Below are 22771 nucleotides of genomic sequence, written 5' to 3'. Positions count from 1 at the left end.
GTTGTTGCCGGGTTATGTGCGCCGCTTCTTGGAATACGCCGTACCGATGGCGGGTGCCGATATCGTTGGCGACCTGGGTGGCCATTTCTTCCTACGGGCACGCAAGCGGGGCGCGCTCGACAGTCTGATGCCCCTGCTCGAAACCTACCCGGAAGCGGCGCGTGGCAAGTTCACCGTGTACCGGCCCGATGATCGGCGCGATGCGATATTCCTGCACCCTGGGGAACCGGTTTTTGAAAAACTCTCCGCCCTGGCCCTGGAAAAATGCCGTCCGTCCGGGCGGCGCGGAGCGATCTTTGTCGATGTCTCCGCTACCGAACCCTACCTTTTCCATGTCGCCCGCATCGCGGTGGTCAGAGACGCCGATCCGGGGTTCCCCACATTCCATACCCAGGAAATCCTCGAACAGCGTCTGGTCGGCTTACGCCAAGCTGGGGACAAGTTCATGGAAGAAATGCCCGTGGAGCATCTGCTCCTGCTCAAGCCAGACCGCAAAGCGGCTCCCGGAGCGGTGGAATTCCTGGCCCATGGCGAAACCCATCGCTTGGCGGCAGCGGAGTTCCTGCGTTCCCATATTCTGGGCCGAGCGGCGGAACTCAAGGCCATGGCGTTCAGGGATCGCCTCACGGAAACCGAGGCTGCCCTGGTCCGGGCTTACGACTATCAAACGCTTGGTGTGATTTCAATTTCACCAACTGATCAATTCGACGAACGCCAAAGAAGGCCTTCCAAGTTTCCGGTTCAGCCAGATGCAGAAATTATGGAGCGCCATCTTGGCGGTGATCCGGGCGGCGAACCCGCCGAGCTCGTGGGGCTGTTCCCGGTCCAGGCGGAACATGTGATGCAAACTGCCATTCACGGTCTCGACCACCTGGCGAATACCGGCCAACCAACGGCGCCAAGCGCGGGACCAGGGTTTGCGGCTGTTCCGCTTGGGCGGGGTGATTACCTCCGCCCCATAGTCCTCGCGCCAGTGCGCGTGCCAATCCTCGCCCTCGAACCCCTTGTCGGTCACGTAGGGGACGTCGGCGGACAGGCCCACCGTCGGCAGGCGGGCGTCGGCCCGGTGGCGCGCCGCGAAGAAGGTTTCCGCCATGGGCTGGTCCTTGGCGCTGGCCGGGGCGAATCCGAAACCGGTGACGACGCCGGCCGGGCCGACCGCCAGCAGCAAGTGGAAGCCCTCGAACCACCCCAGGCGGTTGCTCCAGCCGATGTCCGCCAGGCCGGGAAGCCATCCCAACCCCCGGCGCTTGGCGTCGCGGGTCGGTGCCGCCGTGCCGTCCAGGGCCTCGAACAGGTCGGCGGGTTCGCGCAAAACCTCCGCCAGGCAGCGGAAACTGGCGGCGATGTCGTCCTGGGCCAGGCGGATCAGCCGGTTGAACTGGCTGCGGTCGGGCAAGCCGGGAAAAGCCCCTCGCAGGTGCCGCTGCGCGTAGCGGTAGAAGCCGCGTTCGCTCCCAAAGCATTCCCACTGACCCGCGATGGCCAGGGTCACCACCTCGCTCCGCGTCAACCCCGCCGGTGCGCCCCGCGATCTTTCCGGTGCCCACCGGCTTTTGCAGAAGTCTTCGACGAAGACGTACAGGGCGGTCAGGAAGGTCTCGAAATCGATCATCGCCGTGCTCCGAATCCAGATGGGATTCAGAGTCTTCCGCGCCCCCGTACTCTCCGTCCGGGCGTTGGATTCGGCCAAATCAATTCACACCAAGCGTTCAAGAGTCCGAACTGGCCACCGCCCGCAAGCGCCAGATGGAGCGGGTCCGTGATGGGCAATCCGGCGCGGCGGCGGAATTGGACCAGGTCAAGCGGCAACAACGCGGCTTGGGCGAGCGCCGGGAACGCGCCCTGGCGGAAGTGCGGCGGGAACCCGAACTCATCCGTCCGGGGTCGGTGGAAATCATCGCGACGGTCTTGGTGCAACCCTCACAGAAAGCGGAGGACATCCAAGCCCGCGACGCCGAAGTCGAGCGCATCGCAATGGATATCGCGATGGCCTATGAGACCTCGCGGGGCGCGGTGGTCCGCGACGTGTCCACGCCCGCGCAAGCCCGTTTGGCCGGGCTGGCCGATTATCCCGGTTTCGATCTCTATTCCAGGCTGGGCCGCGAGGAGCGCGGCATCGAAGTCAAGGGCCGTGCCGGAACCGGGGACATCGAGTTGACCGAGAACGAGTGGGCGCGCGCTTGCAACCTCGGCGACCGTTACTGGCTGTATACCGTGTTCAACTGCGGCTCGGCCACGCCCAAGCTATACCGGGTACGCAATCCATTCGCGCAGTTGATCGCCAAGGCCAAGGGCAGCGTTACCATCGGCTTCGGCCCCATCGCTCAATGCGCCGAACCCTGAACCACTGGAACCCCCATGCAAAATCCCGATTTGGCCGAGCTTTTGGATGACATCGACCGCCTCAAGGCCGAGTTGGACACGCTGCGCCCGTTGGAGAATCCCTCCATCCTGCACGCCCTGGACATCGAATACACCTACGAGAGCAACCGCATCGAGGGCAACACGCTGACCCTCCGGGAAACCGAACTGGTGATCGAGAAAGGGCTGACGGTCGGCGGCAAGTCCATGCGCGAACACCTCGAAGCCATCAACCATCACGAAGCCTTGTTGTTCCTCCGCGATCTGGTGCGCGACGGGCAGCCGCTCACGGAATCGCTGGTCAAGCAGTTGCACGGTTTGATCCTCCATGGGATCGACCACGACAACGCCGGGCGCTATCGCAACGTACCGGTGATGATCGCGGGCAGCCGCCATTTGCCGCCGCAGCCTTGGGCCGTGCCTGTGCAGATGGAGCAATGCTTCGCGTGGTACGAATCCCAGCGGGAAAACCTGCATCCGGTGTTGCTGGCGGCGGAAATCCACGAACGTATCGCCACCATCCATCCTTTCATCGACGGCAATGGCCGCACTTCGAGACTCGCCATGAACCTGATCCTGCTCACGCGGGGCTATCCGCTCGCCAACATCCCCGGCGACACCGACAGCCGCCGCGCCTATTACGACGCCTTGGAGCAATGCAACCTGTCCGGGGACAAATCGGCTTTCCACCGCTTCATCGCCCTACAAGTCCAGGCCATGGGCAAACGCCTGTTGCACATCGCCGGGGGCGGGGCATGAGCGATAAGCGCCTGATCGAAGTCGCCTTCCCGTTGAAGCAAGCCTCCATCGACTCGGTCCACGAAAAGAACGTGCGCCATGGGCATATTTCCACGTTGCATATCTGGCCGGCTCGGCGGCCCTTGGCAGCGGCGCGGGCGGCTTTGATCGCGACCCTGTTGCCCGATCCGGGCGACGCGGAGCAACGGGCGGCGATCCTCAAGCGCTTGGGCGGCACCTTGGTCAAGACCACCAAGGCGAAGAAGCAGGCCAACGGGCAAACCGAGGATGTGGCGGTGGAGGAAACCCTGGGCGGCATCCTGCACTGGGGGCGGGAATCCGGTCCCGATCTGGAAACGTTCCGGGAGGAAATCCGCAAAGCCTATGGTGGACGGGCGCCCAAGGTGCTGGACCCGTTCGCGGGTGGCGGGGCGATTCCGCTGGAGGCGATGCGGCTGGGTTGCGAGGTGACGGCCATGGATATCAACCCGGTCGCCTGGTTCGTCCTCAAATGTACTTTGGAATATCCGCAGAAGCTGGCCGGGCAGACACGGCGCTTGCCCGATTTCGCGATCCGGGACCGGGAGTTCATGGCGGCTTATCTCAAGGCGCGGGGGCTGACGCCGGCCACGATCCGGCGGCATCTGAACGAATTGGGCCAAGCTGCCGAGGTGGAAAAGGACGAGAAGAACGGCGATTTGTTCGGGCATGATCCCATCGACCCCAAGTTGCTGGATGCGGACTTGGCTTGGCACGTCCGCGCCTGGGGCCGCTGGGTGCTCGTAGAGGCGCGGAAATCGTTAGCCCGGTACTACCCCACCTATGCGGAATATTGCACGCTCAAACCGTATGCAAAAGTCCCGCTGGCGGTGGACGCTGGCGAGCAGTTGAAGCCGGTCCCAGTCGATGACGCGGGGGAGCCGCAAATCGGGCTGTTGAACCTCGCCTACGACCCAGACTATTTGGAGAACCCGAAAAACCCGCGCTGTACCTTCGGGTTGGTGATTACCTCGAGACGACCATCAATACCACCAGTTCGCGGCGCTGTTTTCCGTGCGGGGTCAACCGGCCAGGCACCAGCCCGCATAGGCTCCTGGTTCCCCGAACTCGGGCGGCATATCAGGTCGGATCAGGATTGCTGTGGATATTTTATGGAACGGTGCTGGTTTTAATAAGCGTGTGTTAAAAATTTTGCCCTAGATAACCGCCTTCTCATCCATAGCTGAACCAAGGCCGGGCGGGGGGGCCACGGCTGGCGGATAGGCCGCGACGGGACGGCCAGACCCGAAGGTCTGGCGGACGGAACAGACACCCAACGGTCGATTGAATCTGGCGGAGAATCCAACCGTAGTCGGGGTCTATAACGCCACCGGACCCTCGACTACAGGTTCGACGGCCATCCCGGCATCAAGGACCCGATAGAAGCCCTGGGTGTGCCGCACACGGAAATGGAACTCTTCGTGGTGGATGGGGTTTCGGTCGGTTTCGACTACCGGTTGCGGCCGGGTGACCGGTTGGTGCTAGACGCCATCCCCCTGCCGGGCAACGGCCCGGTCCCCGCTGCCCATGCCATCCTCCATACCCTGGGCTTCGACCGCCGGATGATTTACCTTGTCCGCCCGTTGGCTTGAATCCGACCGCGAGGAAATACCGCCATGTCCCTGGAGTTCTATTAGAAGCTGTCTGGCAAAAGCTCAGACACATTTTGCAAGGGTGGTCCTCAGCATGGCGATGCGGATAACGTTCTCGGCGGTGGCGGTAAGGGTTTCGAAATCCTTGCTCAACCGGCGGAACGAGCCGAACCAGGCGAACGTCCGCTCGACGATCCAGCGTTTCGGCAGGACGGCGAAGCCGTCCACGATCCTTTGCGAGATGTGCAGGACCAAGCCCAGCTTTTCCTCCACGTATTCGACCGCCGTGCCGCGATAGCCCGCGTCGCCGGAGAATGCCTCGATGCCGGGATGCTTCTCCGCCGCCCGGCGCATGACTTCGCAGCCGCGTACGGTGTCGCTCAGGTTGGCGGCGTGGACCTCGACATGCAGCAGGTGGCCCAGGACGTCCACGACGATGTGCCGCTTGTGCCCCTTCACGCGCTTGCCGCCGTCGATCCCCCGCTCCTCGCTGGCGTACTGGGTCTTGACGCTCTGCGAGTCGATGATGGCGTAGCTCGGGGAACCGGCCCGATGCTTTTTTTTCGATGCCGCGCGTTGATCTCGTCCAGGGCCGTTTCCCAGACCCCGGCCTTGTTCCAACGGCTGAAATGGTCGTACACGGTCTGCCAGGGCGGGAAGTCCTTCGGCAGCATCCGCCATTTGATGCCGCCCTCCACCACGTACAGGATGGCGTCCACCACCCGCTTGCGCGGGTGCTTGCTGGCATTGCCACGCCGGTCCTTCGGGCGGAAGTGGTGTTCGATCAACGACCATTCTTCGTCGCTCAGGTCGCTCGGATAGCTCATGTCGGGGAACCTTGGAAAATCAACGGGGGCTTGACTCTACATGAATTCCTTTTTGCCAGACAGTTTCTCAAGTCCACGAATATCAAACGGATGTACGACAAGACACGCAACGTCCTGGTCTACCTCGCCATCAGCCGCAAGGTCATCGAGGGCGCCCCCGCCAACAGCGTATCCGCCGTGGCGATCCAGCCCTGGGTCGGCGCTCGATAGCGCCCTGGTGGGTCTCGTGCCGCTGGCGTGGGCCGGGACACCCAAGACGTAGTCAGGATGAAGCCGGAACGGCTGGGGTACCCGTCAAACCGGGGATTTGCGTCCGAGGATCAGCAGGGTGCGGATCGGTAGGTGGAAATCCCCGTCGGCGTCCCGCGTGATTTCTAGCGCGGCCAAGTCTTCTACGGAGGTGGACGCCAAACGCGCCTGGATGGCTCGGAAGGCCATATCGCCGGAATGTCCCAACTCGCACCAACGCCTCACCGTCATCCCGCCGGGGATTTCCCAGAGCCGGGTGGCGCAAGCCACCACGTCCAGCCCATGCGCCGTGAACAGTGCCCGCCAATGCTTGGCGGTATACGAGCGGACATGGGTGGGGTCGTGCAATACTTCGATCTCGTGATTGAGCGCGTCCAGCACGGGGTCTTCGTCCCCCTCCATGTCGATCACCGCCACATGGCCGCCCGGCTTGGCCAGACGGGTCATTTCCGCCATGGCTTGCGGAAGATCGGAAAAATGGTGGGCGGCCACGCGGCACACCACCAGGTCGAAACTACCGGTCGGCAGGGGGACCGACTCAGCGAACGCTTCGACGGTTTCGACGGCGACGCCGCGTTGAATGGCCAAACGCCACACCTCGGCGAGCATATTGGGTGCCGGATCGACCGCGACGATCCGCGTGGCGGTGGCCGCGAACCGGAGGCCGGTATGCCCCGCGCCGCTGGCGATATCGCACACCGAATCGACGTGCGGCAACAGGCCGTGCAGGCGGTCGAGCGTGGGGCTGGCCGAATGGACTTCGCTGGTGGCATAGCCGCCCGCGAGGGTGTTGAAACGCTGTGCGGAAGCTGAGTTCATGGGGTTCTCCTGGGCTGGGTTGGGAATCGCTATCAAAGCTGTCGGCCAGCCGCCGATGGATGCGGCGGATTCGCGGCATGGCCCGCTGTGCCGCTCCGGTTGAGCGCACTGACGATGGCTTTGAGCGAGGCGGTGACGATATTGGCGTCGATGCCGACCCCATAGCATTCCCGGCCTTCTGCGGCGATCTCGACGAAGGCGCAGGCCTGGGCCTCGCCGCCGTCGGTGCTGGCCGCCATGGACCGTTCCTCGTAGCTGCGCACCTGGACACGGATGTCCGCGCTACGCAAGGCATGGATGGCGGCATCGATGGGTCCGTTGCCCTCGCCGGTGAGCAGGTGGGAAGTCCCGTCGATATCGAGGGACAACCGGATGCCCTGATTCTTGCCGCGCTCGAACAGGTGGTGTTCCCGGTAGCGGAACGGCACGGCGGTTTCCAAATACGTGGCCGAGAAAATCCGCCAAATTTTGGCGGCGCTCACCTCGCCACCGCTGGTCTCGGTATGCCGCTGCACCACCCCGGAGAATTCCACCTGTAGGCGGCGTGGCATCGCCACCCCGTATCCGGTTTCCAGGAGATAGGCGATCCCGCCCTTGCCGGACTGGCTGTTGACCCGGACCACCGAGTCGTAACCCCGGCCCACATCGGCGGGATCGAGGGGCAGATACGGCACGTTCCAAAGTTCGCCGTCCTTCTGGATGGCGAACCCCTTCTTGATGGCGTCCTGATGCGAGCCTGAAAAGGCCGTGAATACCAAATCCCCCGCATAAGGGTGGCGCGGATGCACGGGCAACTGGGTGCAATCCTCGTAGACCCGGGCCACGGCGTTGATATCCGGGAAGTCGAGGCCGGGAGGCACGCCCTGGGTATAGAGGTTGAGGGCGAGCGTGACCAAGTCGACGTTGCCGGTGCGCTCGCCGTTGCCGAACAAACAGCCCTCGACCCGGTCGGCCCCGGCCATCAGGCCCAATTCGGCGGCGGCCACCGCCGTGCCCCGGTCGTTGTGGGGATGCAGGCTCAACACGACGCCGTCCCGGCGGGCGAGGTGGCGGTGCATCCACTCGACCTGGTCGGCGTAGACGTTCGGGGTGGCGGCCTCCACCGTGGTCGGCAGGTTGAGGATGACCTTCCGCTCCGGCGTGGCGCCCCAGGCCGCAGTCACGGCATCGCAGATTTCGAGCGCGAAATCGAGCTCGGTGGCGGTGAAGGTCTCCGGGCTGTATTCGAGCAACACGTCGGTTTCCGGCAGCGTGGCGGCGAGTTCCTTGGCGAGTTGGACCGCGTCCACCGCCATGGCCACGACCTCGGCCCGGCCCATGCCGAAGACGATCTCCCGGAACGGCCGGGAGGTGGCGTTGTAGATATGGACGATGGCCTTGCGGGCACCCCGGATGGACTCGAAGGTCCGGCGGATCAAGTGTTCGCGGGCCTGGGTGAGTACCCCGATGGTGACGTCGCCGGGGATGTGGCCCACCTCGATCAGCGTGCGCACGAAATCGAACTCGGTCTGGGAAGCCGAGGGGAAAGCCACCTCGATTTCCTTGAAACCGATCCGGCACAGCATCTCGAACATCCGCAGCTTCTTCCCGCCATCCATCGGCTCGAACAGCGCCTGGTTGCCGTCCCGGAGGTCGGTGCTCATCCAGAGGGGCGGGGCGGCGATGACCCGGTTGGGCCATTGGCGGTCGGCGAGCGGCACCGGGGCGAAGGGCCGGTATTTACGGGCGGGATACTGCAACATGGGATGCTCCTGGACACGGTTGGCGATGGAGCAATCTTAGGGAATTCCGACCCGCAGGCGCTTGCGTTTTCTCATGAAAAATGCGCGGTTTCGGCAATTTAATTGCGCATATTTGGCGTATACCGGATTAAAATTGCCGAAGTCTAAACCGAATGGAAAACCCATGGCAGAGGTGGTCTCGGAAATCTGAACAGTCGGCTAAGTGGATAAACTGCTCCCTGACGGCGTGGGCAACGCCGATGGACTGGAGCATACGATGAGCAAACGACCACGCCGCAACCATTCAGCGAGTTTCAAGGCCAAAGTGGTCCTGGCGGCCCTGCGGGGCGAAAAGACCCTGGCCGAGTTGGCGCAGGAATTCGATATCCATCCGACCCAGATCGGTGAGTGGCGGAGCCAACTTCTGGAACGGGCCGCCAGCGTGTTCGGTGGCGAGAACGACAAAAGCGAACCCGCCGTGGACCTCAAAGCCCTGCACGCCAAGATCGGCCAACAGGCGCTGGAGATCGATTTTTTATCCGGCGCGCTCAGCAAGGCCGGAAAGCTGAGCGCAAAGCGATGATCGACCGGGACCACGATGTTTCCCTGACCCGACAGGCGGAATTGCTGGGCATCAGCCGGGGCGGCGCCTACTACGCGCCCAAGCCGGTGCCGGAGTCGGACCTCGCGCTGATGCGGCGGATCGACGCGTTGCACCTGGAACACCCGTTCATGGGCGCCCGGCTGCTGCGCGACACCCTGAACCGGGAAGGCTTCCGGGTCGGACGCCGCCATGTGGCCACGCTGATGGCCCGCATGGGCATCGAAGCCCTGTACCGGCGTCCCAAAACCACCCAGAGGCATCCGGCCCACAAGATCTATCCCTATCTGCTACGCGGCCTGACCATCGACCGGCCCAACGCGGTCTGGGCCTTGGACATCACCTACATCCCGATGGCACGGGGCTTCGTCTACCTGTGCGTGGTCCTCGACTGGGCCAGCCGCAAGGCCCTGGCCCATCGGGTATCGGTCGCCATGGACGCGGGCTTCTGCGTCGAGGCCCTGGAGGAGGCGCTGCGCCGCTACGGCCCGCCGGATATCGTCCACACCGACCAAGGTTCCCAGTTCACCAGCGGGGAGTTCATCGAGGTGCTGACGGGCCGGAACATCCGCATCAGCATGGACGGCAAGGGTTCCTGGCGCGACAACGTCTTCGTCGAACGCCTCTGGCGGACGGTGAAGTACGAGGAGGTTTACCTCAAAGCCTACGACTCGGTCCGGGAAGCCCGCGAATCCATCGGTCGGTACCTGGATTTCTACAATACCCGGCGGCCCCATTCGAGCCTGGACAGCCAAACCCCGGATGAGGTCTACTTTAAACCCCGACCGGCCCTTCCCAAGGCCGCTTAACCCAGCAGGGTATCCACTTATCCCGGCTTAAATCTTGTTCAAACAATCGGGGCCACCTCTGAGCATCCACCCCAATGACCCTAACCTCGGTGTAGCGAATTTTTTCAAAGGGCGGTGATCCGCCGCCCCTTTTTAGGGCCGGGCGGATTTTTTTTCGCCAGGCCTTTGCTTTTTTCGGTAGAAATTACTAACGTAATCCGCAACGGAGATTGAAGGGTAAAAACATGAGCATCAATGTCATCGGGAAAGTCATCGCGGAGCGCCGGGCGGCACTAAAGCTGACCCAAACTCAGCTTGCGGAGCGTTGCGGCCTCTCGCAGCCACTGATTGCGCGGATTGAGGGTGGCAGGAAAGCCGATATCAACCTGAGTTCCCTGCGCGACTTCGCCCGCGGCTTTGGGATATCGGGTTCGGAACTGTTGGCCGAGATCGAGCGCATGGAGCAATCACGGGCCGCGTAGCGCTATCCGCCGCTCGAACTCCGCCACCAGGTCGGAGAGCGACATGCCGAGCGCCGCGCAATATTCGTAGCATTCGACGAAATCAAGCCGCCGCTGATTGGTTTCGATCCGGGCAATACGAGATTGAGGGCAGCCGAGCCGCTCAGCTAGCCGGGCTTGAGATAGCCCGGCCCGCTCCCGAGCCTCGGTGAGGATATTTGAGAAAATAGCCCCCTCCATTCGGTAGATTGATTTCGCCACACGCCTCGTCCCTTAAATCGAGGCAACTGTGTAAGCGGCTCAAGTGCTGATGCAAAAAGTAGATTAAGTTAACCGTGTAGGATTTTTCCTACAAAAAAGCAAGAAAACTCCTACAGACAAGACATAGGAAATATTACAGAATGCACAAAATTAGAGGGCCGGTAAGCGCAACTAACACCCCGGCCCAGATGTCCGACATCACCCTTCGCATAGGATTAGTATGGACGGATGTAATTCTAGCACTGCCATAGCCGGTCCTAAACCCGGACGCCCGAAATCCGGCAACCGCTGCGGCCACGACCCGCAACGGCCCCGCCCATTCGAGCCGCCTAAAAACCACGCCAACCGGCCCCTGATCCTGCGCCGGATCATCGAGCGCATCCGCGACTATTTCCGCGACCCCTCGACCCTCCCCACCCTCAACGCCGCCAACCGCAGCGCCCGCCAGCAACGCACCGAGCGCCGCGAGGCGTGTTGTTCCCTCCTGGGCGCGTTGATGCACTACACGGACCTCGTGACCCTGCGCGTGGGCATCCCCCAGGCCGATGGGAGCATGGCGGGTATTCCGATGGAGACCAAGCGGGATGCCGAGGGCCGCGCCCTGGTGATCGGCTTGGCCGAGCGGGCCGGGCTGACCGTGCGCCGGGCGTGGCGGTCGATAGCCGACCTCAAGCGGGCGGGCATCATCACCGTGCATCCCCGCTGCGCCAAGCTCGACGACGTGACCTACAAGGGCTTCGCCGCGATCCGCGCCATCAACCGGCAGTTGTTCAACGCGCTGGGCCTGGGCCAATGGTTGGAACACGAGCGCCGGAAGGCGGCGGAGCGGCGGCGGGACAAGCACGACAAGGACAAGAAGCGGAAACTGATCGAAATGGGCCGCGAACTGATGGCGGCCACGGCCTTGATGGGCGGCAAGCGCAAGCCCAAAGCCGGAGCGTCGGCCACGGACACCGGCAAGACGGACAGGCCCAAGACGGAGAACGATAACGCCGCCGAAGCGTTCTTCGCCTACGCGCACGACTTCTTGGGCAAGAAACCCCAGCCCGAACCCGCGCCCCAGCCCGAGCGCCAAGCCACCGCGACCAACCCCACCTTGGAACTGGCCAAGCGGCTCATGCAGGAGCAACCGGGGCTGAGCCAGATGGAAGCCATCGAGAAAGCACTACAGTGGAGCGGGGCCAAGCCCGACACCAGCTAGCCGATCCCCCGGCCCCGGCTCCCTTCCCCCCGTTTTTCCGCACGCTGGCCCCCCGGCGACGCCCCCCTATACCCCGCCCTCCAGATCGCTCCCCGATCCGCCCCCGATCCGCCTCGTCCATGTCGGCCCACGCCGCCCAGGCCGTGCCCTCGATGCCGGTTCCGGCCCAGGTTTGGGCATCAAATAGTAATAAGACGCAATATCAAAAATAAGTGTCAGGGAGCTTCCCGCTCCGGCCTGGGAGGATCAATTAAGTGTCATGCGAATAGCCGTTAAGTGGTCTGACTTATTCAGACGCGAATAAATACCTCAGAGCTATAAAGGAAGCTTCGCAGCCCATCACACCGGGGGGCTATCGCCCCCCAAACCCCCCAGCGCGGCGGGTACGGGAGAGGTGGTCTCGGAAATCTGAACAGTCGGCTAAGAGGACATCCGGCACATCTTGTGCTTTTCGCGGCGAGCGTTTAAAAGCCCCGTTTTTTGCAAGGCGGGAAGCGAAGGAGAGTCGTGAGTTGCTTGGAAATCTCGGATCGACTGTGGGAGCGGGTAGCGTCGTTGTTGGAGCCGTTCAAGCGGCGCAGGCCGGGCGGTTCCAAGCCGCTGGGGTTCCGGACGGTCATGAATGGGATTTTGTACGTGCTCAAAACTGGTTGCCAATGGAATTGCCTGCCGCCCTGCTATGGCTCGAAGAGCGCGGTCCACGAACACTTCCAGCGATGGGCCGCTGCGGGCGTGTTCACGGAGATGTTCCGCTGGTCGGCGGCGGATTATGAGGAGCTTGAGGGTTTTGAACTGGCCTGGCAGTCGATGGACGGCAGCCTGGTGCAGGCCCCGGTGCGCCAAGCCCACTGCCGGAAGGACGAGGGGTTGGGGCGCAATCCCACGGATCGCGGGCGTAGTGGCGGCAAGATCCACCTCCAGGTGGATGGGAAAGGGATGCCCTTTGCCGTCGTGCAAGCCGGGGCCAACGTACACGACAGCCGCTTGGTGACTGTCACGGTCGAGGCGGCCGTGATCGCGGCACCCGCCGGCACCCAGCAAGGACCCCGGCATCTTTGCCTGGACAAGGGTTATGGGTACGAGCGGGTTGAGCGGGAGGTTGCGGGATTGGGCTACGTTCCCCACATTCGCAAGATCGGCGAGGAAAAACGCCCCGGCTCCGCGGAAACACACCCCGCTCGGCGGTGGGTGGTGGAGCGGACATTCGCTTGGCTCAAGGGCTTCCGGGCCATCCGAACCCGCTACACCTGCCGTGGAGCCAATTATTTGGCCCTTCTTCAATTCGCCTGCGCCCTAATCCTTGAAAGACGGATCAAGGCCAACTCCGCGTAAGCAGCTTATGTGCCGGATATCCTCTAAGTGGATAAACTGCTCCCTGACGGCGTGGGCAACGCCGATGGACTGGAGCATACGATGAGCAAACGACCACGCCGCAACCATTCAGCGAGTTTCAAGGCCAAAGTGGTCCTGGCGGCCCTGCGGGGCGAAAAGACCCTGGCCGAGTTGGCGCAGGAATTCGATATCCATCCGACCCAGATCGGTGAGTGGCGGAGCCAACTTCTGGAACGGGCCGCCAGCGTGTTCGGTGGCGAGAACGACAAAAGCGAACCCGCCGTGGACCTCAAAGCCCTGCACGCCAAGATCGGCCAACAGGCGCTGGAGATCGATTTTTTATCCGGCGCGCTCAGCAAGGCCGGAAAGCTGAGCGCAAAGCGATGATCGACCGGGACCACGATGTTTCCCTGACCCGACAGGCGGAATTGCTGGGCATCAGCCGGGGCGGCGCCTACTACGCGCCCAAGCCGGTGCCGGAGTCGGACCTCGCGCTGATGCGGCGGATCGACGCGTTGCACCTGGAACACCCGTTCATGGGCGCCCGGCTGCTGCGCGACACCCTGAACCGGGAAGGCTTCCGGGTCGGACGCCGCCATGTGGCCACGCTGATGGCCCGCATGGGCATCGAAGCCCTGTACCGGCGTCCCAAAACCACCCAGAGGCATCCGGCCCACAAGGTCTATCCCTATCTGCTACGCGGCCTGACCATCGACCGGCCCAACGCGGTCTGGGCCTTGGACATCACCTACATCCCGATGGCGCGGGGCTTCGTCTACCTGTGCGTGGTCCTCGACTGGGCCAGCCGCAAGGCCCTGGCCCATCGGGTATCGGTCGCCATGGACGCGGGCTTCTGCGTCGAGGCCCTGGAGGAGGCGCTGCGCCGCTACGGCCCGCCGGATATCGTCCACACCGACCAAGGTTCCCAGTTCACCAGCGGGGAGTTCATCGAGGTGCTGACGGGCCGGAACATCCGCATCAGCATGGACGGCAAGGGTTCCTGGCGCGACAACGTCTTCGTCGAACGCCTCTGGCGGACGGTGAAGTACGAGGAGGTTTACCTCAAAGCCTACGACTCGGTCCGGGAAGCCCGCGAATCCATCGGTCGGTACCTGGATTTCTACAATACCCGGCGGCCCCATTCGAGCCTGGACAGCCAAACCCCGGATGAGGTCTACTTTAAACCCCGACCGGCCCTTCCCAAGGCCGCTTAACCCAGCAGGGTATCCACTTATCCCGGCTTAAATCTTGTTCAAACAATCGGGGCCACCTCTATACCGGCGGCTCGGGTATTGGCCAGGACTGCCCTGTTGGCGTTTACCCTGGGATCAATAAATGCCGGGAACCAGCCGCGATGTCCGGGCACGGTAGGCGTCATATTCAGCCCCGAATTGCGAGCGTAGCAATCGCTCCTCCGCCCCGATGCGGGCGACCAGCGGCGGGATCAGCAACGCGGTCAGCAGCACGCCCGCCCACGAGCGGAAGGCGAGCCCCCAGCCCAACGCGTTGACCAGCAGCCCCAGATAGCTCGGGTGGCGGATGACACCATAGACGCCGTCCGTGACCAGGACATGCCCCGGTTGGATAGCGACCAGCCCACTGAACCGGTGGCCCAGGACGAACACCGGCCATAGCCGCAATGCCCCACCCACGGCGTAGAGGACGACACCCAGCCAGCGGACGGTATCGCCGCCGAAGGTCCAGAACCCATGCCTATCGTCGTAGGCCGGTAGGTAGGCGGCCAACAGCGCGATGATTCCGAGGGGAATGAAAATCCAGCGGTTGGCGCGGTCCTCGCGCTCGCCGGGGCTCAGGTTCCCGCCGGAAAACAGCGCCGCGCCGGACAGCGCCAGGGTGGTCGCCGCGAGGGCGGTCCGGGTGGGATGGGAAAAGAAGGCGGCGAAGCCACCCCAGCCGAGGACGGCCAATCCGAGATAGGCCAGGGTCGCCACGATGGCGGGGAACGCCCATCCGGGGGTGGGTTTCATGATCGGCAATCTCCTCCGCGGGGGTATCCGCTTTGAATGCCGGAAGTCGCCAGGGTTCCAACTCGGCGGCTGGAAGGCCGGGACGACCCGGGTTCCAGCATTGGGGGGTCGGGGAAGGCGTAACCGGAAAATAGGGGGGTGTCAAGGTGAATATTCACCATTGACGGCGGACCGGATGGGTTTCGATCATCTGAAATGCGAATTACGCGCTTTGAAGGCATGAACTCAACAGGAACATGGCGGCGGCAAGGCGGGCGAAGACGTGGACGAGCAATCCCCGGAACGAGCGCACCTTGCTGGCGCATTCGATGCCGGTTTTTTCCTGTATCCAGTTGAAGAGCGACTCGACGGGCTGGCGGACGCGGGAAACGGCGGTGGAATAGAGGCGGTCGGCGGAGTCCAGGCGCTCCTGACCCTTTTCCTTCTTGACCGGGGTCAGGACCGTGAATGGAAGGTTGGGGTTCCGGGTGAGATATTCGTAGGCCTTGTCGGAGTACAACTCCCGGTAGGCAAGCACGGGCGCGATGGTTTCCAGGGCCGGGGCGTCGTTCATCCCGGCGGGCGTGACCCCGATATAGCGCGGCAGCGGCAGGGTGCCGGGCCGGTAATCGCCGACGACATGGATTTTCAGCCCGTGGTAGTAAAGCTTCTTGGTGGGGCAGTAGCCGCTGTTCGCCAACTCCTGCCGGGCGACCTTGGCCTTGAACCGTCGGCTCTGCTGGGCCAGGATCACCGGCTGGGAATCGACGAGGCCGACGCGGGTCGGGGACGGGCCTTCGGGGCACAACCGTTCCAGCAGCGCGGGGAACACTTCCGCCAAGCGGTTCAGGCGCCGCACATAGGCACCGTAGCAAGGCAGGCGCGGGAACCAATCCGCCCAGTAGTCGCGGGCGTGGCCGTGGATCGTCTGGATTTCCCGCTTCTTATCCAGGATGCCCGCCAGGTAGATCGTGACGACCTCCTCGTCGGTGAAGCCCAGGTCGGCGTGGGGAGCAAAGCGCTGGGCGTGAATCCAAAGGCCTTGCGCGAAGTGCTCGCAGACAGACAGGTAGAGGGTGATAAGCCGGGTTTGCCAATCCATGTTTGGGGAACCAATGGGTCGGGGACATCCCCGGCGAGACTACCCCAGATCGGCTCATCACTCCTCGGTTAGCTCGTAATTCGCATTGAAGATTCCGGCTATGGAGCCTTGGCGCTGTCCCGTCGCTTTGGTGTCCCCGGTTAATCGAAAGTGGTGGTGTCTATGGGTGGTGCGGGGCCTTGGCTTCACCGTTTGGATAGGGTGGTAATCGTTTTAACAAGGCTTTATCTTAACTTTTGATAAAGATAATGCGCCTTACCTGGCTTCCACCGCTATATTGAGGACACGCCCTAGAAAAGCTCGATCCTCGGGCCATCGTCCTCTTCCCGTTTGGCCCCCGTCACGGCGGAATGGGCATCGCGCTGGCTGGTCATGACATAGCGGTCGAGATAGCCGTCCAAGCGCGTCCGCAAACTGGGAGTCACCTGTCCGTCCCAGTCGGGATCGCCCAGATGCCCAACCAAGCCCTGGAAATGCTCGTCCAGTTCGTGCAGGGCGGATTGCACATGCTCGATACGCTGGCGCACTACATCCTGGAATTGGATATGGCCCAGGGCTTCGGAAAGTCTCTCGACCACCTCCTGATTGCCCTTGTCGACGCCATGGATGACCGCCATCATCATTTTGCTGCCCTCGGCGAAGCGGTGCTCCATGGCGCTCAGCTCATCGATGACGTGGCTTAGCTCGGACGCGGATTGATGGCTTTCCAAAGCTTCCCTGGCGACGGTGTATTCCGTGTCCGCGCCATGGGTCGCGGCGCTGATCATGCGCGAAATGTCCGTCACCGCATTGGCGGTTTGGGCCGAAAGCTTCCTGACCTCGTCCGCGACCACGGCAAACCCCCTGCCCGCGTCGCCGGCCCGGGCGGCCTCGATAGCGGCATTGAGCGCCAGCAGGTTGATCTGGCTGGCGATTTGGGAAATAACGCCTACCAGCGGGGATAACGCGCCCACTTCGTCGGCGAGGCGATGAAGGCGATCCAGGTTATTCCGCAATTCCGCGATCTGCCCTTCCATATGCCCGACCAGGACGCCGATCACTTGGTGGTTATAGTGGGTCTGCTGCCCAATGACATCCACCAGGGCCATGCCGTTTTGCAGGGAATTGCCGATGCGGTCCATCTGGGCGTGGGAGAGCCCATGCACCTGGCTGATCCGCTCGATCACCGCCATGACGCCGCTTTCGGTTTGCTTGATCGCGCCATCCAGTTGCTCACGCAGGATATTGATATAGGCGGTGACATGGACTAATTCGTTTTGAATGGATTGCTGTCTAGCGTTTTTATCGATGATCAACCCTTTGTCGTACATGATTTTTCCCTTTAGCATGGCGAGTTCCTCTCGAACGAACGGCCATGCGCTCATCGCCGATAAAGGGATGAAAGTGAACATGCAAAGCAGCGTGCCGATAGCGATCTCCCTGCCTTCGGACAGGCCCCACGAATGAATCAGGTTGTCATGCAGCCACGGCGAGGCGAACCAGGCAATCAAGCCGTTGACCGTTGCAGCCACCAGAATCGCGCCCATCAACCGACTACCAAAGCCGGACTGGGGAAAATCTGGCGATGCCGCCGGAACTTTCGGGCGGTTTTCGCAATTCTGGAACCGTTTGGGTCCGGCGGAAGGCTTATCCGCTAATTTCATCGTGCCTCCCTCAAGCCCCCGGCAGGACTTGCTTGATGACCTTGACCAGGTCGGTCCCGGACACGGGCTTCACCAGCCAGCCGGTGGCGCCCAGTTTCTTGGCCTCGTCGCGCTTGGCGGCTTGGCTTTCGGTGGTGAGCGTCAGGATCGGCATGAAGCGGAAACCCGGCAACGCCCGGACGTTTTGGATGAGTTCGAGCCCGCCCATATGGGGCATGTTGATGTCGGTAATCATCAGGTCGGGCTTCATCCCGGCCTTGAGCTTGGCTAGCGCCTGTACCCCGTCGTTGGCGGTTTCCACCTTGAAACCGTTCATTTCCAAGGTGGTCCTGACGCTCATGACCATGGTGGCGGAATCGTCGACGATAAGGATGGTGAGTGCCATAGCGATGCTCCTGATTCAAATTTCCAATGCGGGCTTCAGCCAAGCGGCGAGGCCTGGGTCGGTCGGCCAGGCGCCCACGGCGGTTTTCGCCGCCATCAGCACTTGCAGATTGGCCGGGTGCAGGTGGGTACACGCCGAGAGGTCCACCTTCGCCCTGGGCCTGTTTTGCAACCATTCCAATAGGGTTTCCGCGTCCTCGACGCCGATCACCCCGTGGAACGTGGCCAGGTCTTGCGTGAATTCGATGGCCATCACAGAATCTCCTTGACGTCGAGCACCATCAGCACCGTCCCGTCGCCCATGAGGGCCGAGCCCGTGTAGGCGGAGAGCCCCGCCAAGACGCCCGCCATGGGTTTTAGGATGATGTCGACGGTCCCGCGGAAATCGTCCACTACCAGCCCGATGGGCTCGCCGCCCAAGCGCACCACCAGCACGGCCAGTTCGTCATCGCCGCTGAGCTTGGGAGGCGTGGCCAGGCCGAGCAGGGCGTTGAGGGATTTTATGGGCACGATCCGTCCCCGCAATACGGCGGCCTGGCTGGATTTGATCATGCGGATATCCCGGCGCGGCACCCGCACCGTTTCCACCACGCTGTCCATGGAGATGCCGAAGACCTGGCTATCGGATTCGACGATCATGACGTTGGTCACCGCCATGGAGAGCGGCAAGGCGATGCGGATGCGGGTGCCCTTGCCTTTCTCGCTGTCCAAATGGAGGGAGCCGTTCACCTTTTGCACGGCGGTCCGCACCGCGTCCATGCCCACCCCCCGGCCCGAGAGGTCGGACACCGCCGCCGCCGTGGAGAAACCGGCAGCGAAGATCAAGTTGACGGCCTCCTGGTCGCCGATGCGTTCCAGGGTGGCTTCGTCGATGACGCCCTGCTCGTAGGCCTTGCGCTTGACCACCGCCGGGTCGATGCCTTGACCGTCGTCCACGACCTCGATCACGACCCGGTCGGATTCCTGGCTGGCCCGGAGGATCAGGGTGCCGACCGGCGGCTTGCCGATGGCCCGGCGCACCTCGGGCATCTCGAATCCATGGTCCAGGCTGTTCCTGACGATGTGCACCAATGGGTCGCCCAGGGCTTCGACGATGTTCTTGTCGGCCTCGGTGGATTCGCCCTCCAGCACCAGGTTCACTTCCTTGCCGAGCTTGCGCGAAATATCCCGCACCAGGCGCGGAAAGCGCTGGAACACGAACGAAACGGGCATCATGCGCACCTGCATGATGGCGTCCTGCATTTCCTCGGCGATGCGGTTGATCACCGCGTGCTGGGCCTTGATCTCCCGCGCCAGTTCCCGCGATCTGAACACCGACTCGGCGCGGCCCGCCAGATAGGGCAGGGCGTTCTTGGCCACCACCATCTCGCCGATCAGGTTCATCAGGCGGTCGATCTTCACCTGGTCCACCCGGAGGCTCTTCATCGTCGCGGGGTTGTCCTCGGCGCGGCGGCCGAATTTGATTTCGGCCTCGGCTTCCGGCGCGGGTGCCCGGACGGTGGGAACCGGCTCCGGCGCGGCCTCGGTGGGGGGCGTGGGAAGCGTCTCCGCGGCCGCTTCGGCCCCGGTCGGCGGGGGGAATCTGCCATCCAGCCAGACCAGCAACGGCATCCCCGTGGATTGACCCAAGGCCTTGGCGGTCGCCGCTTCCAAGGCTGGAAGCTCATCCATGGCACCGATGGCCCGGAGGCAACCGGACAGCGCGGCGGCGGTGGCCTTGATCCGCCCCAGGTGCCATGCCGCCTCGATGGGCAGGGCGAGTATCTCGCGCTGGGTCGCGATCAAGTCCGTCAGCACTTGGGCCATTTGCGGTGGAAGCCCGTGGGCCGTTATGCCGGGGGATAGCCCGGTTTGGCGGGAACCCACGGCGTCTTCGGCCACCTTGCCGTCCTCCACGCCCAAGCATTCCGCGCTTAAAGGGCGGATCTGGATTTGGTCCGGCACGTAGCGATAGTGTTCTTCCAATGCGGCCAGGGGGGCGGCGGCCAATATGCGGAATTCCAGCACGCAACGGTAAGCGTCCAGTTCGGCCAAGGCGGGCCACGGCTCGCGGGCGGCGACCTCGCCCCATAGCAGTCCGGGCGTTTGGCGGGCGCGGAAAAAGGGATCGTCGCCTTGATAGAAACATTCTTCCGCCGGGTCATAGACCAGCCAATGCAAGGCGTCCCCATCCATCGCGCGACGGTAGGCTTCTAGGCGCGCGGCTTCCGGTATTTCCGCGAGGGGTAGGCTGGCGCCGGTGGTGGTTACGACCGCCGCCGGAAGTCCCGGCGAGTCGTCCGTAGCGGCCGGGATGGCGGGATCGCGAGCGCTACCGGCGGCTTGGGGGTCTACGATCAGTTTATGCAGGGATTCCGCCAAGCGCGCCGAATCGCTGGCGTGGGACGGGCCGGTGTTTTTCCCGGCTTCGATCTCGTCGCACAATATGCCGACAAAGTCCATGGCGTCCAGCAAACGGTCGGCCAGCGTCCGCGAATAGGCGACGCGGCCTTGGCGCACGGCATCCATCAGGTCTTCGCCCGCATGGAGAACGCGGGTCATTTCGGGGAGTTCGAACAGCCCGCTGTTGCCCTTGAGGGTATGCACCAAACGGAAAAGCTCGTTCATCAGGTCGGCGTCGGCGGGGTCGTCCTCCAGCCTCATCAGTTTTTCGCCGATGCCTTGCAGGAATTCACGGGCTTCGGAAAGGAATTGCTCGAGCAAGGGGGTCATGGGTTTTCCTCTCCTAACAGCAGGCGTGCGGGTATCAGGAGTTGCTCGGCTGCACCGGTTTGACGAGATAGTGATTGGCGCCGATGGCTTGGGCCAGCTTCCGGTCATGGGCGGCCGCCCCGGTGGAAACCATGATGGCCGGTGCCTGGGGTAGGTCCTGGCCGCGCAGTGCCCGCAGGAAGCCGCAACCATCCTGCCGGGGCGGGTTGACATCCACCAGATAGAGGTCGAACGGCGTCCGCAGGGATTTCTCCAGGGCCTCGACGCCGTTGACGGCTTCTTCCACGGCGTAGCCCCCGGCTTCGAGTATATCGCGGTGGTATAGGCGCACTGTGGCGGCATCGTCGACGATCAATACGCGTTTCATCGCGCTGGGCGCGGTCTCGGCCGGGACCAAGACCTGGGGGGCGGTGGTGTCAGTTTCCCGCCTATCCCTTGCAGGAAGCCACGGACCCCGGTCAGGAATTGTCCGAGCAAAGGGGTTCATGGGCTTTCCTCCCCCAGCAGCAGGCGCACGGGCACGAGGAATTGTTCCGGCTTCACGGGCTTGATGAGATAGTGGTTGGCACCGGCGGCCAGCGCCCGTTTCCGGTCGTGCCCGGCCGCTTCGGTGGAAATCATGATGGCCGGTGTCTGGGGCAGGTCCTGGCCGCGCAATTCGCGCAGGAAACCGTAGCCATCCAGCTTGGGCATGTTGATATCCACCAGATAGAGGTCGAAGGGTTCACTGAGGGATTTTCCAGCGCTTCGACGCCGTTGACCGCTTCCTCCACCATGTAGCCCCCGGCTTCGAGTAGGGTGCGGTGGTACATGCGTACCGTGGCGGCGTCGTCGACAATCAGGATGCGTTTCATCTCGCCTCCGAAGGCCTTTGGTAAACGACGGCCTCGGGGAATTTGCGCACCTTGAACAGCCGGAAGCGCGGCTCATGGATTCCGAGTGGCCGAGGCATAGGAAACCGCCCGGGTTAAGCGCGTCGTAAAGGGTTTCGGCGGCGGCCTTGCGCGATAGTTCGTCGAAATAGATCAAGAGGTTGCGGCAGAAGACCACATCGAAATCGCGGTAGGGCCGGGTATCCCCCGGTTCGTTGAGATTCACCCGGGTGAATTCGACCGCCTGCCGCAGATCGTCGGAAATGCTGGTAGTGATCGCCCGTAGGGGTGAAATATTTTTTGAGCAGCGGCTCCGGCAGTTGCAGCACCGAACGGGGGGAATAAAGCCCGGCGCGGGCCAGGCCGAGGATCCGGGTATCGATATCGGAGGAGATGATCTCGACATCCCAATCATTGATGCCCGCCCAATATTCGAGCAGATAAATGGCGATGGAATAGGGTTCCTCGCCGGAGGACGAAGGGACCACCCAGATGCGGATGGGTTTGCCGGGGCGCTGGCTGGCGGTGATTATCCGGCAGGATGGACTGCGCCAGGCATTGGAACTGGTATTCCTCGCGGAAGAAAATAGGTTTCGTTGACCGTCATCAGGTTGGTGAGCGCTTGCAATTCCTCGCCCGGAGGACTGGAAGCGCAGCATGACGAAAATATTCGCGGAAACTGGCGCTGCCGGTGTCCTCGATCCGTTCCAGCAACCGCTTGTCCACGAAGTAACGCTTCGAGGATTCGAAGTGGATGCCGGTTTTCCGGTAGAAGAATTCCCGGAATTTCTGGAAATCCCCGTCACTGATGGCGATTGTGCCCATGATCGGGTTATTCCTCCGCGAGGCGTTTCAGGGCCAAATCGGCGGCGAATTGGATGTAGGGTTCGTCGGGAAGCGCCTTGAGGCGCAATAGCGGCTCCCGCGCCGCCGCCGATCCCGCCTCGCCGAGCAAATCCACCGCCGTGCCGCAGACGTTCAGGTGGGGGTCTTGGTCGATGACTTCGATCAGCCAGGCTCCACCTCGGGATGGCGCAGGGATTCCAGGATGTTCACGGTCAAAATGCGCACGTCCGGGTCGGGGTCGGCCAACAGCCG

General features: G+C 62.9%; 26 protein-coding genes and 3 pseudogenes. 10 read left to right on the top strand and 19 right to left on the bottom strand.

Annotated features, from left to right (window positions below):
• Positions 1-91: 91 nt before the first annotated feature.
• On the bottom strand, positions 92-388 hold the full coding sequence (locus B9N93_RS23710; RefSeq protein WP_085216841.1) for a hypothetical protein: 297 nt from the start codon (positions 386-388) through the stop codon (positions 92-94).
• Between the two features lie 300 nt (positions 389-688).
• A complete protein-coding gene (locus B9N93_RS23700; RefSeq protein ID WP_217807398.1) occupies positions 689-1615 on the bottom strand; it encodes a transposase in 927 nt (308 codons plus the stop codon).
• A 134-nt stretch (positions 1616-1749) separates the two neighbouring features.
• On the opposite strand from B9N93_RS23700, the gene B9N93_RS23695 reads away from it, so the two are divergent.
• The 4 genes and pseudogenes from B9N93_RS23695 to B9N93_RS23680 form a co-directional block, all read left to right on the top strand.
• A complete protein-coding gene (locus B9N93_RS23695) occupies positions 1750-2346 on the top strand; it encodes a protein NO VEIN domain-containing protein (protein WP_085216839.1) in 597 nt (198 codons plus the stop codon).
• A gap of 15 nt (positions 2347-2361) precedes the next feature.
• Positions 2362-3123 carry a Fic family protein gene (locus tag B9N93_RS23690; protein WP_125469205.1) on the top strand — a complete coding sequence of 254 codons (762 nt, stop codon included), beginning with the start codon at positions 2362-2364 and terminating at the stop codon, positions 3121-3123.
• Positions 3120-4274 (top strand): DUF1156 domain-containing protein, encoded by a 1155-nt coding sequence (locus tag B9N93_RS23685; RefSeq protein WP_085216838.1) that lies wholly within the window; start codon positions 3120-3122, stop codon positions 4272-4274. Before B9N93_RS23690 ends, B9N93_RS23685 begins: the two co-directional genes overlap by 4 nt.
• Positions 4275-4478: 204 nt before the next feature.
• Positions 4479-4733 (top strand): annotated as a pseudogene (locus tag B9N93_RS23680) (hypothetical protein); the annotation flags it as partial.
• A gap of 63 nt (positions 4734-4796) precedes the next feature.
• Here the strand turns inward: B9N93_RS23680 and B9N93_RS26605 are convergent.
• Complete coding sequence (locus B9N93_RS26605; RefSeq protein ID WP_254899538.1) at positions 4797-5210, bottom strand: transposase; 414 nt, start codon at positions 5208-5210, stop codon at positions 4797-4799.
• Positions 5189-5560 (bottom strand): transposase, encoded by a 372-nt coding sequence (locus tag B9N93_RS26600; RefSeq protein ID WP_085210740.1) that lies wholly within the window; start codon positions 5558-5560, stop codon positions 5189-5191. The genes B9N93_RS26605 and B9N93_RS26600 overlap by 22 nt, the downstream gene beginning before the upstream one ends.
• Here B9N93_RS26600 and B9N93_RS26595 point away from each other — a divergent pair.
• Positions 5468-5770: a CreA family protein gene (locus B9N93_RS26595; RefSeq protein ID WP_254899529.1), complete on the top strand. Its 303-nt coding sequence runs from the start codon at positions 5468-5470 to the stop codon at positions 5768-5770. The genes B9N93_RS26600 and B9N93_RS26595 overlap by 93 nt on opposite strands.
• Before the next feature lie 84 nt (positions 5771-5854).
• Here B9N93_RS26595 and B9N93_RS23660 read toward each other — a convergent pair whose 3' ends face one another.
• Positions 5855-6628, bottom strand: coding sequence for a class I SAM-dependent methyltransferase (locus tag B9N93_RS23660; RefSeq protein ID WP_085216835.1), 774 nt, complete (start codon positions 6626-6628; stop codon positions 5855-5857).
• 32 nt (positions 6629-6660) lie between these two features.
• On the bottom strand, positions 6661-8370 hold the full coding sequence (gene leuA, locus B9N93_RS23655; protein ID WP_085216834.1) for a 2-isopropylmalate synthase: 1710 nt from the start codon (positions 8368-8370) through the stop codon (positions 6661-6663).
• 256 nt (positions 8371-8626) lie between these two features.
• Between leuA and B9N93_RS23650 the strand changes: the two genes are divergently transcribed.
• A protein-coding gene (locus B9N93_RS23650) for an IS3 family transposase (RefSeq protein WP_125468861.1) occupies positions 8627-9759 on the top strand; the annotation gives its coding sequence in 2 pieces (ribosomal slippage) (positions 8627-8876 and positions 8876-9759; 1134 coding nt in all).
• 224 nt (positions 9760-9983) lie between these two features.
• Positions 9984-10220 carry a helix-turn-helix domain-containing protein gene (locus B9N93_RS23645; RefSeq protein ID WP_085216833.1) on the top strand — a complete coding sequence of 79 codons (237 nt, stop codon included), beginning with the start codon at positions 9984-9986 and terminating at the stop codon, positions 10218-10220.
• Here the strand turns inward: B9N93_RS23645 and B9N93_RS23640 are convergent.
• Entirely contained in the window at positions 10206-10460 is a 255-nt protein-coding gene (locus tag B9N93_RS23640) for a helix-turn-helix transcriptional regulator (protein WP_217807397.1), read from the bottom strand. The two genes, B9N93_RS23645 and B9N93_RS23640, sit on opposite strands and share 15 nt — an antisense overlap.
• 220 nt (positions 10461-10680) lie before the next feature.
• On the opposite strand from B9N93_RS23640, the gene B9N93_RS23635 reads away from it, so the two are divergent.
• The 3 genes from B9N93_RS23635 to B9N93_RS23625 all read left to right on the top strand — a co-directional run bounded on the left by B9N93_RS23635 (position 10681) and on the right by B9N93_RS23625 (position 14207).
• Complete coding sequence (locus B9N93_RS23635; RefSeq protein ID WP_125469202.1) at positions 10681-11661, top strand: hypothetical protein; 981 nt, start codon at positions 10681-10683, stop codon at positions 11659-11661.
• Positions 11662-12168: 507 nt separating this feature from the next.
• The gene (locus B9N93_RS23630; RefSeq protein WP_176225166.1) at positions 12169-12993 is read left to right on the top strand and encodes an IS5 family transposase; all 825 of its coding nucleotides are present in this window, start codon (positions 12169-12171) and stop codon (positions 12991-12993) included.
• A gap of 81 nt (positions 12994-13074) precedes the next feature.
• A protein-coding gene (locus B9N93_RS23625) for an IS3 family transposase (protein WP_125469201.1) occupies positions 13075-14207 on the top strand; the annotation gives its coding sequence in 2 pieces (ribosomal slippage) (positions 13075-13324 and positions 13324-14207; 1134 coding nt in all).
• 114 nt (positions 14208-14321) lie between these two features.
• Here B9N93_RS23625 and B9N93_RS23620 read toward each other — a convergent pair.
• The 12 genes and pseudogenes from B9N93_RS23620 to B9N93_RS26585 all read right to left on the bottom strand — a co-directional run bounded on the left by B9N93_RS23620 (position 14322) and on the right by B9N93_RS26585 (position 22634).
• The gene (locus tag B9N93_RS23620) at positions 14322-14981 is read right to left on the bottom strand and encodes a methyltransferase family protein (protein WP_085216831.1); all 660 of its coding nucleotides are present in this window, start codon (positions 14979-14981) and stop codon (positions 14322-14324) included.
• Between the two features lie 202 nt (positions 14982-15183).
• Complete coding sequence (locus B9N93_RS23615; RefSeq protein ID WP_085216830.1) at positions 15184-16062, bottom strand: transposase; 879 nt, start codon at positions 16060-16062, stop codon at positions 15184-15186.
• 290 nt (positions 16063-16352) lie between these two features.
• Positions 16353-17588, bottom strand: coding sequence for a methyl-accepting chemotaxis protein (locus B9N93_RS23610; protein ID WP_176225429.1), 1236 nt, complete (start codon positions 17586-17588; stop codon positions 16353-16355).
• Between the two features lie 127 nt (positions 17589-17715).
• Positions 17716-18090 carry a response regulator gene (locus tag B9N93_RS23605; RefSeq protein ID WP_085216828.1) on the bottom strand — a complete coding sequence of 125 codons (375 nt, stop codon included), beginning with the start codon at positions 18088-18090 and terminating at the stop codon, positions 17716-17718.
• Positions 18091-18105: 15 nt separating this feature from the next.
• Positions 18106-18342: a hypothetical protein gene (locus B9N93_RS23600; RefSeq protein WP_085216827.1), complete on the bottom strand. Its 237-nt coding sequence runs from the start codon at positions 18340-18342 to the stop codon at positions 18106-18108.
• Entirely contained in the window at positions 18342-20801 is a 2460-nt protein-coding gene (locus B9N93_RS23595) for a chemotaxis protein CheA (protein ID WP_085216826.1), read from the bottom strand. Before B9N93_RS23595 ends, B9N93_RS23600 begins: the two co-directional genes overlap by 1 nt.
• A gap of 34 nt (positions 20802-20835) precedes the next feature.
• Positions 20836-21168: a response regulator gene (locus B9N93_RS23590; RefSeq protein ID WP_254899528.1), complete on the bottom strand. Its 333-nt coding sequence runs from the start codon at positions 21166-21168 to the stop codon at positions 20836-20838.
• Positions 21169-21284: 116 nt separating this feature from the next.
• Positions 21285-21494, bottom strand: a complete 210-nt coding sequence (locus B9N93_RS26590; RefSeq protein ID WP_254899527.1) for a response regulator — start codon at positions 21492-21494, stop codon at positions 21285-21287.
• 267 nt (positions 21495-21761) lie between these two features.
• A pseudogene (locus tag B9N93_RS26950) lies at positions 21762-22079 on the bottom strand (CheR family methyltransferase); the annotation flags it as partial.
• Positions 22006-22332 (bottom strand): annotated as a pseudogene (locus tag B9N93_RS26945) (CheR family methyltransferase); the annotation flags it as partial. The pseudogenes B9N93_RS26950 and B9N93_RS26945, both read right to left, overlap by 74 nt.
• Positions 22280-22498, bottom strand: coding sequence for a hypothetical protein (locus tag B9N93_RS26095; RefSeq protein WP_217807395.1), 219 nt, complete (start codon positions 22496-22498; stop codon positions 22280-22282). The gene B9N93_RS26095 and the pseudogene B9N93_RS26945, both read right to left, overlap by 53 nt.
• 7 nt (positions 22499-22505) lie before the next feature.
• Positions 22506-22634 carry a hypothetical protein gene (locus tag B9N93_RS26585; protein ID WP_254899526.1) on the bottom strand — a complete coding sequence of 43 codons (129 nt, stop codon included), beginning with the start codon at positions 22632-22634 and terminating at the stop codon, positions 22506-22508.
• Positions 22635-22771 lie beyond the last annotated feature (137 nt).

Source organism: Methylomagnum ishizawai (assembly GCF_900155475.1).
GTDB lineage: Bacteria > Pseudomonadota > Gammaproteobacteria > Methylococcales > Methylococcaceae > Methylomagnum > Methylomagnum ishizawai_A.
The sequence above is the reverse complement of the archived record's forward strand: the minus strand, read 5'-3'. Positions and strand labels throughout refer to the sequence as shown.